The 25,068-nt window shown below is 74.7% G+C and carries 17 protein-coding genes; 7 read left to right on the top strand and 10 right to left on the bottom strand.

Annotated features, from left to right (window positions below; translation table 11 throughout):
* Nucleotides 1-70: 70 nt before the first annotated feature.
* Together O1G22_RS36580 and O1G22_RS36585 are read right to left on the bottom strand one after the other, a co-directional pair.
* Entirely contained in the window at nucleotides 71-769 is a 699-nt protein-coding gene (locus tag O1G22_RS36580; protein WP_270085217.1) for an HAD family hydrolase, read from the bottom strand.
* A gap of 19 nt (nucleotides 770-788) precedes the next feature.
* A complete protein-coding gene (locus tag O1G22_RS36585; protein WP_270085218.1) occupies nucleotides 789-1,265 on the bottom strand; it encodes an Lrp/AsnC family transcriptional regulator in 477 nt (158 codons plus the stop codon).
* A gap of 231 nt (nucleotides 1,266-1,496) precedes the next feature.
* On the opposite strand from O1G22_RS36585, the gene O1G22_RS36590 reads away from it, so the two are divergent.
* Together O1G22_RS36590 and O1G22_RS36595 are read left to right on the top strand one after the other, a co-directional pair.
* Nucleotides 1,497-2,981: an FUSC family protein gene (locus O1G22_RS36590; RefSeq protein WP_270085219.1), complete on the top strand. Its 1,485-nt coding sequence runs from the start codon at nucleotides 1,497-1,499 to the stop codon at nucleotides 2,979-2,981.
* 119 nt (nucleotides 2,982-3,100) lie between these two features.
* The gene (locus O1G22_RS36595) at nucleotides 3,101-4,138 is read left to right on the top strand and encodes a lactonase family protein (RefSeq protein ID WP_270085220.1); all 1,038 of its coding nucleotides are present in this window, start codon (nucleotides 3,101-3,103) and stop codon (nucleotides 4,136-4,138) included.
* A gap of 99 nt (nucleotides 4,139-4,237) precedes the next feature.
* Here O1G22_RS36595 and O1G22_RS36600 read toward each other — a convergent pair whose 3' ends face one another.
* From O1G22_RS36600 to O1G22_RS36615, 4 genes are all read right to left on the bottom strand, one after another.
* Complete coding sequence (locus O1G22_RS36600) at nucleotides 4,238-5,164, bottom strand: sirohydrochlorin chelatase (protein ID WP_225095852.1); 927 nt, start codon at nucleotides 5,162-5,164, stop codon at nucleotides 4,238-4,240.
* Nucleotides 5,165-5,314: 150 nt separating this feature from the next.
* A complete protein-coding gene (locus O1G22_RS36605; protein ID WP_270085221.1) occupies nucleotides 5,315-6,280 on the bottom strand; it encodes an N-acetylglucosamine kinase in 966 nt (321 codons plus the stop codon).
* Nucleotides 6,277-6,954: a uracil-DNA glycosylase gene (locus tag O1G22_RS36610; RefSeq protein ID WP_270085222.1), complete on the bottom strand. Its 678-nt coding sequence runs from the start codon at nucleotides 6,952-6,954 to the stop codon at nucleotides 6,277-6,279. Before O1G22_RS36610 ends, O1G22_RS36605 begins: the two co-directional genes overlap by 4 nt.
* A gap of 88 nt (nucleotides 6,955-7,042) precedes the next feature.
* Nucleotides 7,043-8,128: a WD40/YVTN/BNR-like repeat-containing protein gene (locus tag O1G22_RS36615; RefSeq protein ID WP_270085223.1), complete on the bottom strand. Its 1,086-nt coding sequence runs from the start codon at nucleotides 8,126-8,128 to the stop codon at nucleotides 7,043-7,045.
* A gap of 279 nt (nucleotides 8,129-8,407) precedes the next feature.
* Here O1G22_RS36615 and O1G22_RS36620 point away from each other — a divergent pair, with 279 nt between their 5' ends.
* Nucleotides 8,408-9,004 carry an Rv1733c family protein gene (locus O1G22_RS36620; RefSeq protein ID WP_428986438.1) on the top strand — a complete coding sequence of 199 codons (597 nt, stop codon included), beginning with the start codon at nucleotides 8,408-8,410 and terminating at the stop codon, nucleotides 9,002-9,004.
* Nucleotides 9,005-9,112: 108 nt separating this feature from the next.
* Here O1G22_RS36620 and O1G22_RS36625 read toward each other — a convergent pair whose 3' ends face one another.
* Both O1G22_RS36625 and O1G22_RS36630 read right to left on the bottom strand, forming a co-directional pair.
* Nucleotides 9,113-11,107 (bottom strand): HEAT repeat domain-containing protein, encoded by a 1,995-nt coding sequence (locus O1G22_RS36625; protein ID WP_270085225.1) that lies wholly within the window; start codon nucleotides 11,105-11,107, stop codon nucleotides 9,113-9,115.
* A 206-nt stretch (nucleotides 11,108-11,313) separates the two neighbouring features.
* Complete coding sequence (locus O1G22_RS36630) at nucleotides 11,314-12,999, bottom strand: acyl-CoA dehydrogenase family protein (protein WP_270085226.1); 1,686 nt, start codon at nucleotides 12,997-12,999, stop codon at nucleotides 11,314-11,316.
* Between the two features lie 73 nt (nucleotides 13,000-13,072).
* On the opposite strand from O1G22_RS36630, the gene O1G22_RS36635 reads away from it, so the two are divergent.
* Nucleotides 13,073-13,843, top strand: coding sequence for a PaaX family transcriptional regulator C-terminal domain-containing protein (locus O1G22_RS36635; protein ID WP_270085227.1), 771 nt, complete (start codon nucleotides 13,073-13,075; stop codon nucleotides 13,841-13,843).
* A complete protein-coding gene (locus tag O1G22_RS36640; protein WP_270085228.1) occupies nucleotides 13,840-14,244 on the top strand; it encodes a DUF6221 family protein in 405 nt (134 codons plus the stop codon). Before O1G22_RS36635 ends, O1G22_RS36640 begins: the two co-directional genes overlap by 4 nt.
* A 262-nt stretch (nucleotides 14,245-14,506) precedes the next feature.
* On the opposite strand, the gene O1G22_RS36645 is transcribed toward O1G22_RS36640, so the two are convergent.
* Complete coding sequence (locus tag O1G22_RS36645) at nucleotides 14,507-16,759, bottom strand: DEAD/DEAH box helicase (protein WP_270085229.1); 2,253 nt, start codon at nucleotides 16,757-16,759, stop codon at nucleotides 14,507-14,509.
* A gap of 106 nt (nucleotides 16,760-16,865) precedes the next feature.
* Entirely contained in the window at nucleotides 16,866-17,675 is an 810-nt protein-coding gene (locus tag O1G22_RS36650; RefSeq protein ID WP_270085230.1) for a pectate lyase, read from the bottom strand.
* Between the two features lie 239 nt (nucleotides 17,676-17,914).
* Here O1G22_RS36650 and O1G22_RS36655 point away from each other — a divergent pair, with 239 nt between their 5' ends.
* Together O1G22_RS36655 and O1G22_RS36665 are read left to right on the top strand one after the other, a co-directional pair.
* Nucleotides 17,915-19,267 (top strand): SGNH/GDSL hydrolase family protein, encoded by a 1,353-nt coding sequence (locus tag O1G22_RS36655; RefSeq protein ID WP_428986439.1) that lies wholly within the window; start codon nucleotides 17,915-17,917, stop codon nucleotides 19,265-19,267.
* 1,499 nt (nucleotides 19,268-20,766) lie between these two features.
* Nucleotides 20,767-25,032: a cation-translocating P-type ATPase gene (locus O1G22_RS36665; protein WP_428986440.1), complete on the top strand. Its 4,266-nt coding sequence runs from the start codon at nucleotides 20,767-20,769 to the stop codon at nucleotides 25,030-25,032.
* The last annotated feature ends 36 nt before the right edge of the window (nucleotides 25,033-25,068 follow it).

Consider the following 25,068-nt stretch of genomic DNA (forward strand, 5'->3'; position numbering starts at 1 on the left):
GCGGGACGGTCGTGCGGCGCCGCCGGCAGTCCGCCCCGCACTGACCCGAACGAGGGTTCCGGACGAGGGTTCAGCGGGCGCGGGCGGCGGTCTGCCGGAGCCAGGCGTACACCGACCTCGCCGAGAACTCCCGCTGCCCTCCCCGCAGCAGCAGGGCCGCCGTGGCGAACTCGGGGGCGTCGGCCTGGGCCGCCACGTACGGGATCGCGATGCAGCGCATCCCGGCCGCGTGGGCGGCGGCCGCGCCCGGGGCCGCGTCCTCCAGGACCACGCAGTCGGCGGGGTCCGCGCCGAGGCGCCGGGCCGCCTCCAGGAAGAGGTCGGGGGCGGGCTTGCCGTGCCCGACCTCCTCGGCGGACACCGCCGTGCGCAGGTACGCGTCCAGTCCCGTGCCCGCGAGGATCGCCTCGATCGCCTCCGGGGAGGACCCCGACGCGACCGCCATCGGCACCCCGTCCGCCGCCAGCAGCTCCACGAGGGCGCGCATCTGCGGGAACACCGGCGTCCGGGTGCGGGCGAGGTCCAGGTAGCGCGGATTCAGCTCGGCGAGCAGTTCCCGCGCCGGAACGCTCAGGCCGTAGCGCTCACGCCACAGGGCCGCCGTCTCCAGGGTGCTGACGCCGATGTAGCTCTCGTGCTCCGCCCAGGTGAAGTTCGGGACGCCGTGCTCGGCCAGGATCTGCCGGCTCGCCTCGTAGTAGTTCGGCTCGCTGTCCACCAGCGTTCCGTCGAGATCGAAGATGACCGAGAGGGCGCCGAGATCGCTCATACGGCCAGCATGCCCAGCGTCAGCCGCGGGCGGCCCGGCCCACCGACTCCACGAGCGGCAGCAGCCGGTACGGGACGCGCTCGCGCAGCGCCACCTCCGTACGGGTGCGCACCACGCCCGGGAGGCTGATCAGCTTCTGGATGACGTCCTCCAGATGGGCGTTGTCCCGGCCCACCACGCGCGCGAGCAGATCCCCGCCGCCCGTGATGGAGAACGCCTCCACGATCTCCGGTACGGCGGCCAGCGCGTCCCCCACGTCGTCCAGATGGCCCTGGGTCACCTCGATGTGCACGAACGCCAGCACCGGATGGCCCAGCGCGGCGGGGGAGAGGGACGGGCCCGTGCCGGTGATCACCCCGTCCCGCTCCATGCGGTCCAGCCGGGCCTGGAGCGTGCCGCGGGCGACGCCGAGAACGCGGGCGTACTCGCGCACGCTGGTGCGCGGCTGCTCCAGGAGGAGCCGCAGGATGCGGGTGTCGAGTTCGTCCACGGCCATGATGGACGACTGTACCAATGGCTCAGCTCTGCCGTGTCGGCGCAAGCCACGCGACCTGGTCCGTTGGCATTTCGGCGGGTGCTGGTGAGTGGCTGAAACCGGGCCAATGGCTCAGTGATCCGGGCATCACTTGAGCCAGTGACCCGGGTGGTGCTCTCATGGATACGTCGATGGCGCTGCGGACCTCCGCGGCGCCTTTTCTGTGCCGGTGTTTCCCAGGGGAGGGCAGCAGTGCTGAAGAGGATGTTCGTGGCTCCGGACCCAGGGCGTGCGCGGTTGCGCTTCGCCGCGCGGGCCGTCCTCGGCATCGGCCTGGCGGTCGTCGTCTGCTTCCTCGCCGGACACTCCCTCGTCGGCGCGGTCACCGGTGGCCTCACCGCGCTGCTCGCGCTCTTCACCGTCACCGACGCGACCGTGCGCGGGCAGGCGGTCACCACCGCGCTGCTGCCCGCCGTGGGCGTGCCGGTGCTCGCCGCCGCGGCCGAACTGCACGCGTTCCCCGTCGCGCGCGATCTCGCCTTCCTGGCCGTGGTCGGCGCCGGGGTGTACGCGCGCCGCTGGGGACCGCGCGGCCACAGCCTCGGCGTGTTCGCCTTCATGACCTTCTTCGTGGCCCAGTTCCTGCACGCCACCCCTCAGCAGCTGCCCGAGCTGTACGCCGCCGTCCTGCTGTCCGTGCTCAGCGCGGCCGTGGTCCGCTTCGGCCTGTGGTGCTACGAGCGCCGGCTGCCCCCGGCCGCCGTACCGTCCCCGCCCGCCGGCACCGGACTGGCCCGGGTGACCACCCGGCAGGCGGTCCAGGCGACCGCGGGCGCGGGCTTCGCGCTGGTCGTGGGCCAGCTGGTGTCCGGACAGCGCTGGTACTGGGCCGTCGGCGCCACCTGGTGGGTCTTCGTCAACACCGCCTCGCGCGGCGAGACGCTGGTGCGCGGCTTCCGGCGGGTGCTCGGCACGCTGATCGGTATCGGCCTGGGCTTCCTCGTCGCCGTCCCCGTGCACGGCGCGCCCGTGCCGACGGCCGTCCTCGTCACGGTCGCCGTCTTCGGCATCTTCTACACCGCCGCAGTCTCCTACACCTGGATGATGCTCTGGGTCACCGTGCTCGCCGAGTCCCTCTACGGCCTCCTCGGCGTCCTCAGCCCCGGCCTGCTCGGCCTGCGTCTGGTGGAGACCGGTGTCGGCGCGCTCGGCGCCGCGCTGGCTGTGCTGTTCGTCCTGCCGGTCACCACCCACGCCGTCACCGACGTCTGGATCCAGCGCGCCCTGCGCTGCGTCCACGCCTGCACCGCCGAGGCCGCGGACCGGCTCGCGGGCTCGGCGACGGCCGACCCGGCGCCGCGCGTGGCCGAACTGGAGCAGCTGCTCGGCCGGGTCCGGCTCGCCGTCGCCCCGCTGGTGCACCCGCTGAACCCGATGCCGGCCCGCAAGCGGCGCGCCCGCCGGGTCCTCGCGCTCCTCGACGACTGTGCCCGCGAGGTGCGCGGTCTGGTGGCGGTCGCGGCCGACCCCGAGGCCTCGCACGACGCCCGGCTGGCCGCGGCCTGCTGGCGCGTGGAGGCGGCCGTCGAGGCGCTCACCCAGGGCCGCCGGGTCACCCTCGTGGCCGAGTCCCCTGCCGAACCCGCCCTGGCCCATCTGCACGGCCTGGAGCGCGCCCTCGCCGACCTCGCCGAGCCCCTGCGGGCGCCGTCGGGATCTCTGCTGGTGGGCGCCTGAGCCGACACCGGCGCGAAGGCGACAAGGCGAACAAAGGCACTCTGCGCCTCTTGGTCTAGACCGAGCGTGACCGACTGCTAGCGTCGGCCACGGACCGGTACGACCGAGAGGGGACAGCGGTGGCACAGGACGGCAGGCCCGGCGGGCGCCGGGCGTTCATCGGCTCGTTCACGGCGGCGGGCGGCCCCGGACTGGTGACCGCGAGGCTCGCGCCGGACGGCGGCGCCCTCGTCCTCGGCACCGCCGTGAACGACGTACCCGACCCGTCCTATCTGGCCCTGTCGCCCGACGGGGCCACCCTCTACGCGGTCAGCGAGACGGCCGACGGCGCCGTCGCCGCCTTCCGGGTCGGCGGCGACCGGCCGGAACTCGCCGGGCCGCCCGTCCCGGTGGACGGCAGCGGCCCCACACACGTCGGTCTGTACGACGGACATGTGCTGACCGCCAACTACGGCTCCGGCAGCGTCACCGCCGTACCCGTGCGCCCGGACGGCTCGCTCGCCGCCAAGCCCTCCGGACTGCTCCAGCACACCGGCTCCGGCCCGCACGACCGGCGCCAGCGCGGCCCGCACGCCCACCAGGTGCAGGCCGACCCGACCGGCCGGTGGGTCGTCAGCGTCGACCTCGGCACGGACTCGGTGCGGGTGTGCGCCCTCACGGACGGCGCCCCGGTCCTGCACCGCGAGTTCGCCCTGCGCCCGGGCTCGGGGCCCCGCCATCTGGCCTTCCACCCTGACGGCCGGCACGCCTACGTCGTCAACGAACTCACCCCGACCGTCACCGTCTGCCGCTGGGACGCCGCCGGCGGCTCCCTGAAGCCCCTCACCGAGGTCCCCGTGCTGCCGGGCGCCCCGGCCGGCGACGCCTATCCGTCCGGGATCGCGGTCTCGCCCGACGGCCGCTTCGTGTGGACCGCCACCCGCGGCGAGGACGTCCTGTCGGTCCTCGCCGTCGAGGGCGCCGGACTGCGGCTCGTCGGCGCGGTGACCTGCGGCGGGGACTGGCCGCGTGCGCTCGCCGAGCACGACGGCTTCCTGTACGTGGCCAACGAGCGCTCCGGCGACGTCACCTGGTTCGCCGTCGACGAGGCGACGGGACTGCCCCGCTACGACGGCTCGGTGCAGGTCCCCGCGGCCTCGTGCGTCGTCTTCGGCTGAGTTCTCGGCCGACGGGCCGACGGGCAAGGTGAAGGGCCCGCTCCGGGGCGTGGAGCGGGCCCTTGGCCGTACGGGACGCCGGGCGGGTACCGGCGCGGGTCAGCGGACCGGCGTGCCCTGCGCCTGCTGCGGGGCGATGCCGAGCGCCGTCGTGTACTTGGCGAGGGCGAGCTTGCCGATCGCCGGGTACGCGCCGAGCGCCTCGGCCGTGGCGCAGCCCGCCTCCTCGGCGGCCGCCGCCAGCAGCCCCGGGTCGATCTCCGGGCCGATCAGATACGGCGCCAGGGCCAGCTGCTGCGAGCCGGAAGAGCGCAGCTGCTCGGCGACCGAGGAGATCGCGCCCTCCTGGTCCAGGGCCGCCGCCATCACCGGCACGGCCAGGCGCGCGGCGAGCAGCATGCCGGTGATCCCGGCCGCCTGCACCGCCTCGTCGCCGCCCACGGACGCCAGGATGATGCCGTCCGCGGCGGTGGCCACGGTGAACAGCCGGGCACGGTCGGCGCGGGCCAGGCCCGCCTCGGACAGCCGCACGTGCAGTGCCTCGGCGAGCAGCGGGTGCGGGCCGAGGACGTCGGTCAGGTCGGCGGCGACCCGGCTGTCCATCACGGACTGGCGGATCTGGCGCAGCAGGGAGCTGTCCGGACCGGCCAGCAGCGGTACGACGACGGCGACCGGGCCGTCGGGCTCCTTGATCCCCTCGACGCCGGCGGCGACGGCCTGCTCGTAGCGGGCCGTGCGCTCCTCGGCGGCGTGCGCCAGCACGGACCGCAGCGCGGGGAACTCGGCGTCGTCCCCGTCCAGGTACCCGATCCGGGCGTCCAGGCCGGGCAGCTCGGAGCGGGCGATGCTCACGACCTCCTCGGCGAGGCCGCGGGTGGCGGTGCTGGGCGCGCCGGGCACCGCGAGGACGAGCGCGGGCGCGCCCTCGGGAGCCACCAGCGGTTCCGGTCGGCGGTGCCGTCCGGGCTGGCGGGGTCGCGGCATTCGTACTGGCAGGCCGGACGCGGGTCCAGTGGGGGAGCTCATGGCGCCGCATGTTACTGGCTTTGCGGGTTGCTCCGTTCGGGGAGGGTGCAGGTGAGCGGTATCCGTCCGGTTTTGTCTGATGAGTTACATGCGGCGGGCACGTGTTCGGAGCACGTGCCGGGCCCATGGTTCATGAAAGGGGTAATCCCCTTATGTGCTGACCACGTAGAGCATGTGCGGTTCACCCGGGAGGGTGAGCCGCCCCGCCGCCAGCTCGGTCGCGATGCGCACACCGCCGTGCAGCGGATCCCCCTCGGCCGGCACCTGACGGGTGTGCGGCAGCCGCTGTGCCAACTCCTCGCGCAGGGGTACGAGGAGTGGGTCGCCCATCGTGAAGAGGCCTCCGGTGAGGGCCACTTCGGGCGCCCCGTCCGCCGGACACACGGCCGCGACGGAGTCCGCCATGTGCCGGGCCGCCGCGCGCAGGATGCCCGCGGCCACCGGGTCGTGCGCGGCGCACGCGGCCACCCCGGGCGCGAAGGAGGCCAGCACGGCGGGCCGGTCGGTGCGGGGGTAGAGCCGGCCCGGCAGCTCGCGGACCGGACCGAACTGCTCCTCGGCGCAGGCCAGCAACGGTGCGGAGCCGCCGTCCCGGCCGTCGTGGGCGCGCAGCGCCGCCTCCAGGCCGGCCCGTCCGATCCAGGCGCCGCTGCCGCAGTCGCCGAGCAGATGACCCCAGCCGTCGGCCCGCCGCCAGCCGACGAGGTCGGTGCCGACCGCGATCAGCCCGGTGCCCGCGGCGAGCACCGCGCCGGGACGCGGCCCGAGGGCGCCGACGTAGGCGGTGACGGCGTCGGCGGCGAGCGCCACCCGGCGTACTCCCAGCTCCCGGGCCAGGGCGCCCGGCAGTTCGGCGCGCAGGGCGTCACCCAGGGTGGCGAACCCGGCGGCGCCGACGACGGCCGTGCCCAGCTCGTCCACTCCGGCCTCCGCGGCCGCCGCCCGTGCCGGCGGGAGGAGCTCGGCCAGCAGATGCGCCGGATCGATGCCCCGGGCACCTGTACGGACCGGTTCCCGTGACTCCCGGCGGGCCGGGGGCGCCCCTCCCGGGACACCGACGGCGATACGGAGGCCGGAGCCCCCGGAGTCGACGGCCAGATACCCGGCCTCGGTCACGGCAGGCGCCAGTCCACCGGCTGTCCGCCCTGCTGGATCAACAGGTCGTTGGCCCGGCTGAAGGGGCGGGAGCCGAAGAACCCGTAGTCGGCCGACTTCGGCGAGGGGTGCGTCGACTCCACCGCCGGCAGGCTGCCCAGCAGGGGACGCAGATTGCGGGCCTCGCGGCCCCACAGGATGGAGACCAACGGTTTTCCGCGGGCGGCCAGGGCCCGTATCGCCTGCTCGGTGACCTCTTCCCAGCCCTTGTCCCGGTGGGCACCCGGTCGGCGCGGGGCCACGGTCAGCGCCCTGTTGAGCAGCAGGACGCCCTGCTGGGTCCACGGGGTCAGGTCGCCGTTGGCCGGGTGGGGCAGGCCCAGGTCGGTGTTCAGCTCGCGGAAGATGTTGATCAGGCTCGGCGGCAGCGGGCGTACCTCGGGCGCGACCGAGAACGACAGGCCCACCGCGTGCCCCGGAGTCGGGTACGGGTCCTGACCGACGATCAGGACCCGTACATCGTCGAAGGGTTGCTGGAAGGCCCGCAGGACGTTGGGTCCGGCCGGGAGGTACGTGCGTCCCGCGGCGATCTCCGTGCGCAGGAAGTCGCCCATCTGGGCGATCCGTCCGGCGACGGGTTCCAGGGCCTTCGCCCAGCCCGGTTCGACGATTTCATGCAAGGGTCGTGGTGCCACGGGCGTCACCCTACTGCCGCACACAGGCAGGTGATCAACCGATGGCCCGAGCACGCGGCCCAGGCCTGCGCCGGCCGGCACGCCCGTCTCAGCCGATCACCGCCGCCCGCACGCACAGCACGTCCGGCAGATGCGCGGCCAGCTGCTGCCAGCTGTCGCCGTCGTCGGCCGACGCGAACACCTCGCCGTTGCGGTTGCCGAAGTACACACCCGCCGGGTCGGCGTCGTCCGTGCACAGGGCGTCCCGCAGGACCGTGCCGTAGTGGTCCTCCGCCGGCAGTCCCTGGGCGAGCGGCTCCCAGGTGCGGCCCGCGTCCTCCGTGCGGAAGACCCGGCAGCGGTGCTCGGCGGGCACCCGGTCCGCGTCGGCGTTGATCGGGAAGACGTACGCCGTGTCGCCCCGGCGCGGATGGGCGGCCACCGCGAAGCCGAACGTGGACGGCAGATCCGCGCCGATGTCGGTCCAGTGCCCGCCCGCGTCGTCGCTGCGGTACACCCCCCAGTGGTTCTGCAGATACAGGCGGTCCGGGTCGGCCGCGTCCTTGGCGATCTTGTGCACGCACTGGCCGAACTCCGGGTTCGGATCCGGCAGGAACACCGCGGACACCCCGGAGTTGGACGGCGCCCAGCTCGCGCCGCCGTCGGTCGTGCGGAACACGCCGGCCGTCGAGACGGCCACGGTCACCGCCTTCGGGTCGCGGGCGTCGGTGATCACGGTGTGCAGGCCCTCACCGCCGCCGCCCGGCACCCACTGGGCGCGCGTCGGATGCTCCCACAGTGCCCGGACCAGCTCGAAGCTCTCGCCGCGGTCCTCCGAGCGGTACAACGCGGCCGGTTCCGTGCCCGCGTAGACCACGCCAGGCTCGGCCGCGGCCGGATGCAGCTGCCAGACGCGCTCCAGCGAAGCGCCGGTGTCCTTCGGGAACTTGACGGCCGGCTGCGCGGGCTCGGTCCAGCTGCGGCCGAGGTCGTCCGAGTGGAACACCGACGGCCCCCAGTGCGCGCTGTCGCCGCCGGCCAGCAGCCGCGGCCGGGGCTCACGGGTGTCGATCGCGACCGAGTAGATCGCCTGCGCGTTGAAATACGGGCTGTCGTCGAACTCCCAGGTGCCGCCTTTCCGCCGCCCGATGAACAGGCCTTTGCGGGTGCCCACCGCCAGCAGAACCTCGGTCATGCCGCTCACCTCCGGGACGTCGTTGTCCAGGTAGTCGTCAGATATCGGCCAGTGTGCACCCCACCACTGACACTCTCCCCCGGGCCGACGTTTGCCCAGGTCACAGTGGTGTCGTCGGTGTGTGGCGAAGATGGGCCGGATGCGTTCGGGCATGTGCCTGCGCGAACGGGGTGTCTCGTGCGACCGTCGAGAAGACGGCTCGTCGTGAGCAGCGGAGCGATCTCCCGCGTATGGGAGGGCGGTCCGGCCGGTCGGTGCGCGCTCGTGAGGAGGATGCCTTTGAAGGCGTTCCGTGGTCCGAAGGTGTGGCTGTGGCGCTGGCGGCGCAACCCGCTCAGACGCCGGGCCGATGTGATCGAGGCCTGGCTGGTGCTCGGTACCTGGCTGCTGACCGCCCTCGCCGGAGTGTTCGCCGGCCTCGCGGCGGCCGGGTCAGTGGAGGACGGGCTCGCCCGGGAACGCGCGGACTGGCGCCCCGTCGTGGCCCGGGTCGTCGAACCGGTCCGGGCGGCGTCCCCCGCGCAGTCCCACACCGTCGTGGGGGAGCCGGTGTGGGCCGAGGTGCGCTGGACGGCCGCCGACGGCTCCGTCCACACCGGTCAGGTCCGGGTACGGCCCGGCAGCGCGGCCGGCACCCCGGTCACCGTCTGGACCGATCCCCAGGACCGTCTCGTCAGCCGCCCCACCTCCGCGTCCGAGTCCGCTTTCCGGGGCGCCCTCATCGGCGCGCTGGTCGGCGTGAGCGCCGCGGCCGTCCCCTTCGCCGGCGGCCTGGCGCTGCGCCGCCGGCTGGAACGGCGGCGGATGGAGGCCTGGGACACGGAATGGGCCCGGCTCGGACCACAGTGGGGCGGATGGTCCGACCACCGGCAATAGGCCCGCAAGGGCCTGATGGTCCGAGCACACCGTCACCTGTCCTGCCCACGTCCCCACTCAGCCCATCTCCTCACCACTCACCCACCACTCATCACCATCAATCACCACTCACCTCACCCCCTGCACCACCGCCAGCACCTCCCGGCACGCGGTCAACAGCGCCTCGTCCATCGGTATGCCGCGGCGGCAGGGCGCGCCCGTGCGGGCCAGATGGCGGCGCGGGGCGGACAGTTCCGCCGCCACCAGGTCCCGTAGCGGGGCGGCGGCGGGGCCCATCGCGGTGAGGCACCGGGCGATGGAGCCGCGGGCGGGCGGGTCCTGCGTCCAGGCCGTCCGGAACACCGGCAGGACCGGTTCCGGATCCGCGTCGACGTACCACAGCGCGCACGCGGCCGCCGTCCGCTGCCGTATCCGCCCCGACCCCGCCGCCCGGCGCAGCGCGGGCAGGGCAGGGCGCGCGGCCGGACCCAGCCCGCCCAGCCGCCGGGCGGCCGCGCACCGGCTCGCCGGGTCGCCCTGAGTCAACTCCCGCAGCAGGACCGGGAGTACGGCGCCGGCGTCCCCGTCCGCCGACCAGAGCGCACCGGCCGCGGCGGCCGCGTGCCGGGTGGGCAGCAGTGCCCGGAGCAGCGGTGCCGCCCGTCCGGCGGCGCCCAGTGCCTCCAGCGTCCCGATGGCCCGGTCTGCGACCGCGTCCCGCGCGCCCAGGCCGTCGGGGGCGCCCGAGAGCAGCCGCAGCACCTCCGGGACCGCGTCCCGGTCACCGACGGCTCTCACCGCCGCCAGTAGCGCGGCGGCGAGCGGGGCGGCGGACGGCGAGGCCAGCGGGACCCGGCCGAGCCGGTGCCGTACCGCCGGCGCGAGCGGGACCGCGGCGGCGCCCAGGCAGGCCAGTTCGAACCCCAGGTCCGTGGGTGCGGCCGGGCCGGCCAGGAGCTGGGCCAGGGCCGGAACCGCGCGGGGGTCACCGCATCGGGCCAGGGCTCTGAGCGGGCCGCCGAGTACGGGGGAGCCGCGCTCCCAGCGGTGCGTCCACAGGTCGGGGCGTGCGCACACCAGCGCGTACAGGTCGCCCGCCGCGGGCGCGGCCAGCGCGAAGAGCTCCGCCAGCACGGCGACCGCGGCATCCCGCAACGGGTCCTGGTCCGTGCCCAGTTGGCCGCCGAGCAGTCCGACGACGGCCGCGTGGTCGCCGCGCCAGCCGCGCAGCAGGGCCGCCGCCATCCACACGGCGTTGCACCGGTCCACCGGGTCCGGGCTGGTCAACTGGCCGGTGAGCAGGGCGGTCCGGTCGGCCACGCGGTCGCCGAGTGCGCTGTGCAGGGTGCGCAGCAGATGGGCGCCCTCCTCGTCAGAGGGGCGCAGCCGCCGTATCCGCCTCACGAGGGTGTCCGGGCCGACGGGCTCGGCGGCACCGGCGCGCCGCGCGGACCGCTCCCGCAGCAGCCCGACCGCCGTCGGCACCAGGCCGGCCGGCAGCCGGGCGGGCGCGGCCAGCGCGAGCTGGCCGAGCGCGGCGAGCCGCAGCCTCGCGTCGTACGGCGGCGCGCTCTGCTCGACCAGGAGGTCCACCGCGGCGTCGGCGTGCGCGGGGTACCGGCGGGCGAACAGGCCGAGCGCCTCGGTCAGGGCGAGCAGGACACAGCCGTCCCACTCGGCCCGCAGCCGCTGGTGCATCAACTCCAAGGTGCGCGCGGGCTCGGTCGGGAAGTGCACGAGGGCCGCGGCCGCCGCGCCGCGCACCGCCGGGTCCGGGTCCGCGGCCAGCGGGACGAACACCTCGGCGCCCGCGCACACCGCTTCCCACGCGCGCGTGTCTCTGGCCCTGCCCTCCGTGCCGATGCCGACCAGCAGCTCCACGATGCCGGCCCGGTCCGGCACCTCCGGGCGGGCCGCGAGCGCGAACAGGAACGGGACGCAGGCCGGCGTCGCGTCGTACACCCGGTCCTCATGGCGCAGCGCGCCGTACATCACGTCGAGCGCGCTCGCCCGCTCGGCGCTGTCCGCGGACGCAAGCGCCCGTAACCACTTGGGCACGTCCCGCGCGCTGCCGTGGGCGTGCCGCAGCGAGGCCCAGTCGACCTCGTCGATCCCCGTGAACACGTAGTCCTCCCCAGACGAGTGCCACCTGATCGCGAGTGTGCACCACGGCACTGACAACGGTACGGAACCGCACGCTGACTGTGTGCGATCCGTCGGCTGTCATCGGCCACGCGCGCGTGTGGGCCATGTTCGTTCAGGGAGGAGGCAGTTCAGGCCGGACGGGGCTGCTTGCCCGGTGCGGTGGGCCTCGGTCGCCTGAGGAGGTGTCAGTCCGGGTCGGGCAGGGAGCGCTCCAGGATGGCGTCGAGGTCGGCTCCGGTGGGCAGCGTGCCGAAGGCGTGGCCCCAGTCGCCGCCCAGCCGGGTCGCGCAGAAGGCGTCCGCGACCGGGTGCGGGGCGTGCCGGACCAGCAGCGAGGCCTGGAGGGCGAGCGCCATCCGCTCGACCAGTCGGCGGGCGCCCACCTGGTCGGTTTCGGCCAACTGGTCCTTCAAGCCGGCCACCGTGGCGTCCAGGCGGGCGTCCGCCCCGCGCGCGAGGGCGAGTTCGGCGAACAGCGCCTCGGCGGTGTCCCGTTCGCGGCCCAGGGCGCGCAGCACGTCGAGCGCGTTGACGTTGCCCGAACCCTCCCAGATCGACAGCAGAGGAGCCTCCCGGTAGTGCCGGGGCATGCCGGAGTCCTCGACATAGCCGTTGCCGCCCAGGCACTCCAGGGCCTCCGCGGTGAAGGCCGGACCGCGCTTGGTGACCCAGTACTTGCCCACGGCGGTGGCGATCCGCCGGAAGGAGCGCTCACCGGCGTCCCCGCGCACCGCGCGGTCGGCCGCGCCGGCCAGCCGAAGCGTGAGCGTCGTCGCCGCCTCCGACTCCAGTGCCAGGTCGGCCAGGACGTTGCGCATCAGCGGCTGGTCGACGAGCCGGGCGCCGAACGCGCTGCGATGCCGTGCGTGATGCCCCGCCTCGACCAGCGTCTTGCGCATCAGCGTCGCCGTGGACATCACGCAGTCCAGCCGCGTGCAGTTGACCATCTCGATGATGGTCTTCACCCCCCGTCCCTCCGGCCCGACCAGCCAGGCCACCGTCTGGTCGAACTCCGGCTCCGAAGAGGCGTTGGAGCGGTTGCCCAGCTTGTCCTTCAGGCGCTGGATACGGAACGTGTTGCGACTGCCGTCCGGCAGCACACGCGGTACGAGGAAGCAGGACAGCCCGCCCGGTGCCTGCGCGAGCACCAGGAAGACGTCGCACATCGGCGCCGACGTGAACCACTTGTGCCCGCGCAGCGTGTACACGCCCGGCTCGCCGGTGGGTGTGGCCGTGGTGGTGTTCGTGCGCACGTCCGAGCCGCCCTGCTTCTCGGTCATGCCCATCCCCGCGAGCAGCCCCGGCTTCTCGGCCGGAACGCGCAGTTCCGGGTCGTACTCCCGGCTGGTGAGCAGCGGTTCGTACACCTTGGCGAGATCCGGCTGGGCGCGCAGCGCGGGGACCGCGGCGTACGTCATCGACGTCGGGCAGCCGTGCCCGGCCTCGGTGTGGCCCCACACCAGTCCGCCGGCGCTGCGGGCCACATGCGCGCCCGGCCGTTCGTCCGCCCACGGAGCGGCGGCCAGGCCCTCGGCGATCGCCGTGCGCATCAGATGGTGCCAGCTGGGGTGGAAGTCGACCTCGTCGATCCGGTTGCCGTAGCGGTCGTGGGTGCGCAGCTCCGGCTCGTACCGGTTGGCCAGTTCGCCCCACTCCTGCGCCTCCGCGCTCCCGGCGCGCGCCCCCAGCCGCCGGATGTCCTCCTCGGCCCAGCCCGCACCCTCCCGCCGCAACCCCTCCAGGAGGGCCCGGTCGTCGGAGGCGTCGTAAGGAGCCAGGGGCGGGGCCTGGTTGGTGACGTCATGCGTGACGAACTGCGGCTGGGACGGCGACGGCGCGGGCGACTGCGACTGTGCGGGAATCGAGACCATACAGCCATGTTGCATCCTTCCTACGGCTGTAGCAATAACGCAACAACAGAAGGCGCACGTACAGTACGTGCCCATGCGCATGAACGTCTCGCCCGAACCGGAGCAGGCGGACGCGGACCCGGACCTGCGGCCGCTGTCCGCGCGGTCGGTCGTCCTGAGCCTGCTTCTCGGCGCGCACCCGCCGGAGCTGCCGGTGAAGGACCTGGTCCGGCTGGTGGAGCCGTTCGGCGTGGGCGGCCCCACGCTGCGGGCCGCGCTCAGCCGGATGGTGGCCGCCGGGGATCTGCGGCGCACGGACACCGTCTACCGGCTCAGCGACCGGCTGCTGGCCCGTCAGCGGCGACAGGACGAGGCGCTGCGTCCCGGCACGCGCGCGTGGGACGGCGACTGGGAGATGGTGGTCATCACGGCGACGGGCCGCGGCCCCGCCGAACGCGCCGAGCTGCGCACCCGGCTGACCGCCCTGCGCCTCGCCGAACTCCGCGAGGGCGTATGGCTGCGCCCCGCCAACCTGGACCGGCCTCTGCCGGGCGACCTGCACACCCTCGCCCTGACCTGCACGACCCGCCCCGACGAGCCCGCGCGCGACCTCGCCGCCCGGCTCTGGCCGCTGGACGCCTGGGCCGCCACGGCACGCACGCTGCTCACGCACACGGCCGCCGACCGGGCCCCCGCGGACCGGTTCACCGCCTGCACCGCCGCCGTACGCCACCTGCTCACCGACCCGGTGCTGCCGTCCGCACTGCTCCCCGCCGACTGGCCGGGGGAGCCCCTGCGCGCGGCCTACGCCGCCTATCAGCGGGAGTTGACCGTCTCGGTGGGCCGAAGGGAGCGTGCCGCATGACCGCTCTCGAAGCGTTTCTGCGGGCCCGGTTCGAGGAAGAGGAGCGCGTTGCCCGGGACGCGATCGCCGGCGCGCCCGGTGCGGTCTGGGGCGTCATGGCCGACGAGATCGAGCAGGTGCTCACCTCCCGGCACGGCACGACCACGCACACACCGATGGCGCAGTTCGGCGCCGACGACCCGGTGAAGCTGCTCACCCACGTGGCCCGGCACGATCCGGACCGGGTGCTGCGCGAACTCGCGGCGAAGCGGACCCTGTCGGAGGAGCACAGGGCGCAGGACGACGGCCTGTGCCGCACCTGCCGCCGGGGAGAGCGGCCCCGTTCGCCCTGCACCACACTCCGCCTGCTCGCCGTACCGTTCGCGGACCATCCCGGATACGACGACTCCTGGCGCCTTTAGGGCAGTGCTGACGGGGCCGGCCTGGTGGACGATGATGCTGCCGCCGGCTCCGCTGCGCGCGCTCCACCAGGGCCCGCAGTTCGCCTTCGGCCTCCGGACGGCGGGTCAGGAGTTCCGCCGGCTGGTACCGCCACACAGGGATCAGGCTGTGCCGGGCCAGTTCCCCGTCCTCGGCGTGGGAGACCATGGCGGCGTTGCCGTCCGACTGCGCCGTGACGGCGTCCGCGGCCCGGTCACTCGGGAGCCGCTGCGCCCGTGCGGGTTACGACGGAGCGGGGCGGCCGTCGGCCGCTTCGCCCGTGTCGGTACCGCGGAGCCCCGCCATGGTGGCCTCCGGCTCGCCGTCGACGTGGCCGGTTCCGCAGCCCAGGCGGATCTGTTCCTCCGCCACGATCCGCCGTGCCAGCTCCGTGTCCGACACGTCGACGGCCTCCGGGGTCGCCTCCGCCAGCGCGCTGCGGCGGGCGTAGGCGTCGAACAGCCGGGCCTTCCTCTCCAGCATCCTCACCATCTGCTCGTCCACGCCGCCGGGAGCCAGGAGGCGGTGCACCCGGACCGGCCGTACCTGGCCCATGCGGTGGGCCCGGGCCACCGCCTGCTGCTCGACGGTCGGCTTGAGCTGAGGCTCGCAGATGATCACGACAGAGGCCGCCTGGAGGTTGAGCCCGAGGCCCGCCGCCTGGATCTGTGCCAGCAGCACCGCCGGGCCGGACACGGCCGCGAACTCGTCGACGAGCAGCTGGCGCCGCTCGGGCGGGACGTTCCCGGTGAGCGGGCCGATCACGGGGCCGCCGCCGGAGCGCGTCCCGGCGGCGAGCGCCTCCCGCACCACGTCCAGGACGTCCCGGAAGGCGGAGAACACCACCACCTTCAGCCCGTTCTCCCGTGCCTCGTGCACGATCTCGCGGAGCCGGACGAGCTTGGCGGACTGCTCGGGACGGGCGTACGCGGCCCTGCGCATCGCCATGAAGTTGCCGGATCGCACCGCCTCGCGGTACGCCTCCTCGTCCGCGGGGCTCGGCTCCTCCCACTCGTCCGTCTGCTGCAGCGCGGGGAGTTCGGCGAGCACGTCCACCTGATTGCGGCGCAGGTAGACCGGGGCGACCGTCTTCCGGAACGCCACGGAGCCGGGCAGTCCCGCATGGTCGCCGATGCGCGTCGCCACGGTCTTGTCGAGCATGTGGACCAGGTTGCGGAACTCGGCGACCCGGTTCTCCATCGGCGTGCCCGTCATGAAGAGGACGCGTTCGCAGCGCCTCGCCCATCGGGCGACGGCCTGGGAGCGCAGGGCCTGGGGGTTCTTCACGCAGTGTGCCTCGTCGACGACGAGCATGCCGATCCCGCCCCGGACCGGGACCGGGAATCCGCGCAGGGCCTCGAAGGTCGTCACGGCGACGCCGCCCCGTTCCTTCCAGTCGGCGAACGCCCGGCGCCGGTCCGGCCCCCGCAACGGCGTGACGTTCAGCGAGGTGCGCGCCTCGGTCTCCCGCGTCCAGTTCACCAGGACGCTCGCCGGACAGACGACCACGAAGTGGCTCTGCCCCTCGGCGGCCAGATGGGCCAGCGCGGCCAGTGCCTGGATCGTCTTCCCGAGCCCCATCTCGTCGCCGAGGATCACCCGCCGCTGCGCCAGGGCGAAGCGGGCGCCGAACGCCTGGTAGCCGCGCAGCGACACCCGCAGCCCCGAGTCGTCGAACCGCTGGCCGCGCACCCGCTCGGCGATGCCGTCGGGCAGGAATCCCTCGGCGGCGGCCGTGTCCGGAGCGCGGCCGGAGATCTCCGCGAGGAGGCCGTAGTACTCGGCGGAGCGCAGTTCGAAGTCCACCCGGACCGCGAGTTCCGTCGACGGTCCCCGCAGCAGGTCCACGGACGCCTGCGCGAGCGCCTCGGGAGTGCCGGCCTGCTCGGCCTCGGAGACGACCGTACGGATCTCCTCGACGGCGGTCAGTACGCGGGCCTTCTTGTCCGGCCCGGCCACCAGCATGCTCAGCCGCCCGGCGGCGGGCCGGGCGTCGGCGAGCAGCGGTGCGAGCCGCTCGGCCAGCACGGCAGCCGCGCCGACCGCGCGCCGCGCGTCCGGGCCCGCCTCCACGAGCACGTGCAGCGCCATGACGAGCGCGGTCGTCCGCGGTTCCGGCCGGTCGACGTCGATGTGTACGGCCACGGTGTCCCGTACGGCGTCGGCGAGTTGCCGTGCGGCCGCGACGATCTGGTCCGCGGTCCGCCCCGCCACTCCGGGTACCTGTCGCAAGCGGTAGGAACCGGCGTCGAGCACCTGCCGGACCGTGTGCAGCCCGCTGTGGTCGACTTCGCTCAGCCGCAGCCGGCCGCCTGTGGCGTCCTGCAGCCGTGCCACGGGGATCGCGTCGAGCGCCCGCTCCACCGCGGCGTCCTCGATCGGCCGCAGCGCCGCGCGCACCGCCTCGACGGCCCTGGCGTGGTCGTCGGCCAACGACCGCGCCGCCTCGTACAGTCCGGTCGCCCGCGCGACCGTCTCCCGCTCCCTGCGCCCCATCCGCCCTCCCCCTCACCCGCATCCTCCCACCGCCCGGCCGGGACGCGGCCAAGACCGGTGGGAGACGGCGGCGAGAGGGCGGAGGGCCGACGGGCACCCGAGGGGCTTACTTGTAGGTGATGTCCGAGCCGGAGTACTTGCACCAAGTCCCGTCCGGGCCCGAGCCGTTGGTGGTCGGCTCCTTGCCCGTGTTGTTGCCGATGTACTTCTGGCACGGGACGATCTTCTTGCCGGAGTCCCCGACGATGGTGATCCTCTTCAGAGTCGCACTGTCGCCGTAGTTGGTGTTGATGCCGACGATCGCGAGGCCCTTGTACGTCGCCTCGATGTCGCTGAGGTTGATCGTGCGCTTGTACTGCGTCTTGCAGTTGCCGCAACTGCGGACCAGCTTGCCGAAGTTCCGCACCGCGAAGTTCGACACGTTGAGCGTGCCGGCGCCGTTGAACTGGAACACCTTGTCGCCGGCCTCCTTCGCGCCACCGCCCGAGACGGTGTACACGTTGGACGGCGAGGAGCCCTTGAACGTCGCCGCGTCCTCGCCGACGTCCTCCCACCAGACGTTCTGCAGGGTGCAACTGCCCTCGCAGTGGATGCCGTCCGCGGCCGGAGCGCCGATGATGACGTTCTTCAGGACCGTGCCGGGGGCGAGGTCCAGGATCGGCTTCTGGTTCTCGCTCTGGCCGCTCGTGCCCAGGTCCCCGCTGCCGTACAGGCGCTTCATCCCGTAGTCCTTGGTGCCGGACAGCGGGATGGTCTTGGTGACCGCCTGGCTCCCGTTGGCGGTGGGCCAGGTGGCCGCGTGAGCGGAGGCTCCGCTAGCCATGATCATGCCAAGCGTGAGTCCCAGGGCGGCGAGCCCGCCCGTCAGTGCGCGCCCGGTCCCGGTGCGGGTGTGTGCTCGTACTCGTGAGGTCATGTCCCGAATGCCCTTCTTCGAAGTGGGGGGTCATGGGTCATGTCCGTGGCCAACGTGCGCCATCTGGAACGCAGTTGGGGTACGAGCGGCTCTGCATGCCCAGGTACGGCGCGTTCGGTCACGCTGATGAACGGACCGTAGAGGGCAAGCGCTTTCTGGTCAATGGATCGCGCAGCTCTGTCCCCGCCCGGCGGAAAGTGAGGTGGGAGCGCTTCCAAGGAGGACGTGTTCATGCCACGATGACCGCCGTGAAGCAGCCCACCAGGAAGCAGCCCGCCAGAGCGCCCTTCGCCACCGTGCTGAGTGTCTGTGTCCTCGTGCTGACCCTGATCGTGACGGGATCGGCGGTCAGGGCACTGCTGGACAGCCCCGGCCCGTCCCCGGCCGAGGGCAGTCCGGGCACCGCCGGCCACTGGGTCGACACGTGGACCGGCATGCCCCAGCTGACCGAGCCCGGCAACCTGCCGCCCGCGCCGTACACCGGTGAGAAGTCCGTGCTGGTGGACACCACGCTCCGGCAGACCGTCCGGGTCACCGCCGGCGGCCACCGCATCCGGCTGCGCTTCTCCAACGCCTACGGCGACACCCCGCTGCCGCTGACCGCCGTGACGGTCGCCCTGCCCCAGGGCGGGAAGGCCGGGGTCAGCGGAGTCGAACCGGGCAGCCTCAGGCGGGTCACCTTCGCGGGCCGGGACGCCACGACCGTGCCGGTCGGGGCCCAAGTGGTCTCCGACGACCTCGACTTCGACCTGCGCGCCGGATCCGAGCTGACGGTCACGGCGTACACCGCGAGCGGCCAGCCGTCGCTGGCGCTCACCTCGCACCCCGGCTCGCGGACCACCTCGTACCTCGTGCACGGCGACCACACGGGCGACCAGGACCTGACCGGCGCGACCGCCGTCGACCACTGGTACCTGCTCAGCGACGTCGAGATACTGGCGCCCGCGCGCACCCGGGCGGTGGCCGTCGTGGGCGACTCGCTCACCGACGGGCGCGGCTCCACGACCAACGGCAACGACCGCTGGCCGGACCAGTTCTTCGACCGCCTCCGAAGCCGGCCGGACACCTCGGACATCGCGGTCCTCAACCAGGCCGCCGGCGGCAACCGCGTCCTCAACGACGGGCTCGGCCCCAACGTCCTCGCCCGCCTCGACCGTGACGTCCTGTCCCGCAGCGGGGTCTCCTGGCTGATCCTCTTCGAGGGCGTCAACGACATCGGCACCGCCGCCGCCACCCCCGAGGCGCAGCGCGCCGTCACCGACGACCTGATCGCCGGGTACCAGCAGGTCGTCGTCCGCGCCCACGCCCTGGGCATCCGGGTCTACGGCGCGACGATCACGCCGTTCGCGGGCAATCCGTACGACGACGGGGCGGGCGTGCGCGAGGCCTCCCGGCAGCGGGTGAACGCCTGGATCCGCACCCCCGGCCACTTCGACGCGCTGATCGACTTCGACAAGGCGGTGCGCGACCCCTCGGCGCCGGAACGGCTGCTGCCCGCCCTCCAGGTCGGCGACGGGCTGCACCTCAACCCCGAGGGCTACCGGGTCCTCGCCTCGGCGGTGCCCGAGGGACTGTTCCGGAACAGGGGATAAGGGGATAACTCGCGCGGTGACGGGCACTCGGTGGGGCACGAGAGGCGGTCTCATCCGAGGAGAGTCATGGCTGAGCAGAAGTCGTCGCCGGCCCTCACGGCGCCCGTGAGCGGCGCGGCCTCGGTGGTGCGCAGGGTACCCGGCGCCGGCCTGGTGAGCAGGGCCGCGGTGGACACCCTGGACAAGGTGGGTGCGGTCTCGCCCCGTGGGCGGCGGATCGCGGTGTACGTGGGCGCCGGAGTACTGGGCGCCACAGGCGTGGTGGACTGGCCCGTCGCCCTCACCGGTGCGGCCGTGGCCTGGCTCACCCAGCCCCGGCCGCTGCGTCCGGCGGGCGCTCGCCAGCGCGTGGCGGTGACGGCCGGGAGACAGGGTCTCGCGGCGCCCGGCAACCGCCGAGCGGCCGAGCCACCCGGTCCGGTGGCCGTCGCGGAGCGAGCAGCCACCGAAGGACCGGCCGCACGCACGGCCGGCGACAAGGACGCCGGCCCGCCCCACGACCTCGGCACGGCGGCCCTCAGGTCCGGCACCGGGGGCGGCCGGTCCCGGGGCGCCGACGGCGAGCGTGGGACGGAGGCCTCGGCGGGAGAGAGCGGCGCCAGGGGCGCGGCGGAGTCCGGCGAGAGGGGAGCGGCAGTCGGGGCGGCCGCCGGCGGGCGCGGGGTGGAGGGTGCAGCGGGGGCTGAGGGGACTGGTGGGGCCGCGACGGAGGAGGCAGCGGGTTCTGCGGCATCCGGTGCGGCCGAAGCCGGCGGCGAGAGCGCGACCGGGCGACTCGGCGATGCAGAGGCTTCGCGCGGGCGCCAGGCAGCCGACAGTGGCAGGGCCTCCGGCAGCGCGAGGGTGTCCGGCGCCGAGGCTTCCGGCGCGGCCAAGACGTCCGGTGGTGCTGTGGCCTCCCGCGCGGGCGAGGGTTCGCGTGGGGGTCAGGTGTCCGGCGGTGCTGGGGCATCTGGTGGTGCGAGGGTGTCCGGTGCTGTGGCTTCCGGCGCGAGCAAGACGTCTGGTGGTGCCGTGGCCTCCCGCGCGGGCGAGGGTTCGCGTGGGGGTCAGGTGTCCGGTGGTGCTGAGGCATCTGGTGGTGCGAGGGCGTCCGGTGCTGTGGCTTCCGGCGCGAGCAAGACGTCTGGTGGTGCTGTGGCCTCCCGCGCGGGCGAGGGTTCGCGTGGGGGTCAGGTGTCCGGTGGTGCTGGGGCATCTGGTGGTGCGAGGGCGTCTGGTGCTGTGGCTTCCGGCGCGAGCAAGACGTCTGGTGGTGCCGTGGCCTCCCGTGCCGGTGAAGTTTCCCGTGGGCGCCGGGCGCACGGCACTGCTCCGGCGGCCGGAGGCAGTGGTGCGTCCGGCGGCGCCAGGGCGCCCGCCGGTGTCAGGGCGTCCGGCGGTTCCCGGGCCTCCCGTGGGGACGAGGGGTCGGAGGTCGAGGATGCGGTGCCCAAGCCGTCCACCGGTCCGCTCGGACCCACCGCGCGGCCCGGCCGCGCCACGCGCTGAGGGCGGCCGTGGTGCCCGGGCTGTTGGCGGTGCCCTCGGCTGTGGCGCGGCTGCTGACTGCCCCGCCACGGCTGTTCGCGCCGGCCGTCGGACTCGTCGCCGGTGCCGCGGCCGGAACGGCGCGTGCCGGAGTGCGCGGCGCGGACAGCGCCGTACGGGTGGCGAGGGTCGGGCGCAACGCGCTGCCCGGCCCCGGTGGCCGGTGGCGGGCCGGCGCCCGTGCGCACCTCGCGCTGCGTGCAGTGGAGGGGGCGGGCGGCACGGCGCGGCTGGCGCGCGGGGTGGCCCGGACGCTGGCCGAGCGGCCGGACGTGCTCGTCGCGTACTGGGACCAGGGACTCGCCCGCCTGGTGGTGACCGCGACCGGCGAGGAGGCCGCCGACCGGGTCGTGGAACACGCCGCCGACCTGGCCGAGCGGCACGGGCTGGTGCTGTCCGCCGCGGACGTGGAGGAGACCACGCATCCGGCCGACCCGGCCGGGGTGCGCGCCGCCGTGGCCGCGCTCGCCGCCGACGGGGTGGGCATCGGCGCCGCGGTCACCGCGTACGCGCTGCGGCTGCCGCCCTCGCCCCGGCTGGCGACCGCAGTGGTGACGCTGCTGCGGGAGAACCCGCGCTGTCGTGCCTGGCTGCGGGCCCGGCTCGGTGACGCCCCCATGGACCTCGGCCTGGCCTGCGCGAACGCCGCCGTCCACGGCGCGGGACAGACCCCCACCTCCTTGGTGCTCGACGGCGCTCTGCGGAGCTGTCAGGTGGCGGAGACGGTGGCCCGCGCCGCCGCCTTCGACACGGTGCACGACCAGCTCTGCGCGCCCGACCGGCTCAGTCTCCCGGCCGCCGGCGCGCCCCGGCCGCCCCTACCGGAGTCCCCGGCCCAGGAATACGCCGACCACGCCTTCGCGGGCAGTCTGCTGGGCGCCGCGGCCACCCTGCTGGTCAAGCACGACGGCGCCGAGGCGGCGGAGGCGGTCCTCGCCGGCTCGCCGAAGGCCGCCCGGTACGGACCTGCCGCCTACCACGCGCTGCTGAGTGCCGCGCTCGCCCGTACGGGAGTGCTGGTCAGGAACCCGGACCGGCTGCGCCGGCTGGAGCTGGCCGGCACGCTCGTACTGCCCGCCGGCGTACTGCGCACCGACGAGGGAGAGGCGGACCCGTGGGCCGAACCGGTGCTGGACGCGGCCCGCCGGGCGGGCCTGAGGGTCGTGCTCGTGGACGACCCCGCCCTGGAGGACTTCACCGGCCTCGCCGACCAGGTCGTGGACGCGCGCCGACCGCTGGACGACGTGGTGTACGAGGCGCGCGGCGACGCGGGCGGGGTGCTCGTCGTGGCCCGGGTGCGCACGGCCGGCGAGCACGACGTCCTGGCCGGGCTGTCCGCCGCCGACATCGGCATCGCGCTCACCGACCGCGAGGGCGCGGTGGTCTGGGGCGCGGACATCCTGGCCCTGCACGGACTGCCCGACGTGTGGCGGGTGCTGACCGCGATTCCGGCCGCCCGCACGGTCGGCCGGCACGCCCAGACCCTGGCCCGCTCCGGCGCCGCGCTCTCCGGTCTCCTGGTGGCCGTCGGCGAGGCGCGTGGCCCCGGCGGGCGCCTCGCCACCCTGCCGGGACTGCGGCACGCCCCCGTCGACGCCGCCGCCGCGACCGCCCTGTTCTCCGGCGCCCGGGCCGCGCTCGGCGTGGCGGCGGCCCGGCCCCCGCATCCGCGTCCGCGCGTGCACTGGCACGACCTGGAGGCCGCGGCGGCCCAGGAGCGGCTGGAACACGAACCGACTGCTGAGACCAGCGACTTGGACGAGCTCCTCGCCCTCGTGCGGTCGGCCGCCGCCGGGGTCACCGGGCACCCGCTCGCCGCTCCCGCGCGCTGGACGTACCGGCTCGGCCGGGCCGTACGCGGGGAACTCCATGACCCGCTGACCCCGGTCCTCGCGGTCGGCTCGGCGGCCTCGGCGATCCTCGGCTCGGTCGTCGACGCCCTGCTCGTCCTCGGCGCCCTCGACCTGAACGCACTGGTCGGCGGCTTCCAACGGCTGCGTGCGGAACGGGCGCTGTCCGGACTGGTCGCGGAGCAGCAGCGCAAGGCGCGGCTCGTACCGCACGAGGCCGAGGCACCGGCCGGCGGCACCCGCACCGTGGACGCGGGCGAGCTGCGTCCGGGCGACGAGATCCGGCTGAAGACGGACGACGTGGTGCCCGCGGACGCGCGCCTGCTGTGGCAGGAGGGCCTGGAGGTCGACGAATCGGCCCTGACCGGCGAGTCGCTGCCGGTGGAGAAGCAGACGGCCCCGACCCCGCACGCACTCGTGGCCGACCGGCGCTGCATGGTCTTCGAGGGGACGACCGTGGTCGCGGGCCAGGCCCGGGCCGTGGTGGTCGACATCGGTGAGCACACGGAGGCCGCCCGCGCCGTGCACCTCGCCGCCCGCACACCCCCGGCCGCCGGCGTACAGGCCCGGCTGCAGGAACTCACCCGCGAGGCACTGCCGTTGACCCTGGGGGGCGGCGCCGCGGTGACCGGACTCGCGCTGCTGCGCGGTGCCCCCGTCCGGGAGGCGGTCAGCGGTGGGGTCGCGGTGGCCGTGGCGGCCGTACCGGAGGGGCTGCCGCTGGTGGCCACGGTCGCCCAGCTGGCGGCCGCCCGGCGGCTGAGCCAGGGCGGTGTCCTCGTGCGCACCCCGCGCACCCTGGAGGCGCTGGGCCGCATGGACACCGTCTGCTTCGACAAGACGGGCACCCTCACCGAGAACCGGCTGCGGGTGGTGCGTACATGCGATGCCGAGGGCACGGTCCGCGCGGTGGACGACCCCGGGTCGGCCGGCACCGTCCGGGCCGCCGCCCGCGCCTGCCCGCAACCCGACGGCGGTTCCGAGCAGCCGGTGCACGCCACCGACGAGGCCGTGCTGGCGGCGGCCGGTCCCGACCCGGACTGGACGTGGCGCGCGGACCTGCCGTTCGAGGCGGCCCGCGGATACGCCGCCGCCGTCGGCCGCAGTGGCGACGGACCGCTCGTGCTCGTGGTCAAGGGCGCCCCGGAGACCGTGCTGCCCGCCTGCTCCGGAACCCCCGCGCACGCCGCCGAGGCGGCGCAGCGCCTGGCCGGGGACGGCCTGCGGGTGCTGGCGGTGGCGCAGCGGCGGCTCGGCCCGGACGAGGATGAGACCGATGTCCTCGAACAGCCGCTGGGGGAGCTGGAGTTCACCGGTCTGCTCGCGCTGTCCGACGTACCGCGCGAGACCTCCACGGCGCTGGTCCGGGGGCTGCTTGAGGCGGGTGTACGGCCGGTCATGCTCACCGGCGACCATCCGCAGACCGCGCGGGCCGTCGCGGCCGAACTGGGCTGGCCTGAGGACACCGTGGTGGTCACCGGGGACGAACTGGCGGCCGCGGACCGGGCGGACCGGGCCCGGATGCTGCGCGACGCGGGCGTGGTGGCACGGGTGGCACCCGAGCAGAAGCTCCAGGTCGTGGAGGCGCTGCGGGACGCTGGCCGGGTCGTCGGCATGGTGGGCGACGGCGCCAACGACGCGGCCGCCATCCGCGCCGCCGACATCGGGGTCGGGATCAGCGCGCGAGGTTCGGCCGCCGCGCGCAACGCCGCCGACATCGTCCTCACCGACGAGGACCTGACGGTCCTGATCGCCGCCGTCGGCGAGGGACGGGCGCTGTGGCACAGCGTCGCCGACGCCATCGCCATCCTGATCGGCGGCAACGCGGGCGAGGTCGGCTTCGGCCTCCTCGGCACGCTGCTGTCCGGCCGGGCGCCGCTGTCCACCCGGCAGATGCTCATGGTGAACCTCTTCACCGACCTGTTTCCGTCGATGGCGGTGGCGGTCACCGAGAAGGAGGACGGCGCCGACCCGGCACAGGTGGAGGAGCCGGCCGGGGTGCTGGGCGAGCCCCTGCTGCGGCAGATCCGGCACCGGGCGCTCACCACCTGCCTGGGCGCGGTGACGGCCTGGCTGATCGGCCGGTTCACCCCCGGAACGCCTCGCCGCTCCAGCACGATGGCGCTGTGCGGGGTGGTCGGCACCCAGCTCGTGCAGACCTGGCTGGACCGGCGCGAGAGCCGTCTGGTGCAGCTGACCTGCCTGGGCTCCGCCGTGGCGCTGGCCGTGGTGGTGGAGACCCCGGGCGTCAGCCACGCCGTCGGATGCACCCCGCTCGGCCCGCTCGCCTGGGCCGGCGTCCTGGCGGCGATCTGCGTGGCGCTGGCGGGACAGCGGGCGCTGCCCCGCCTGGAGGAGACGGTACGGCGGATCCTGCCGCGGTGACCTGGGGGTGGTACGGCGGGACCTGCCGGGGTGACC

Origin of the sequence: Streptomyces camelliae (genome assembly GCF_027625935.1) — a bacterium.
Classification (GTDB): domain Bacteria; phylum Actinomycetota; class Actinomycetes; order Streptomycetales; family Streptomycetaceae; genus Streptomyces; species Streptomyces camelliae.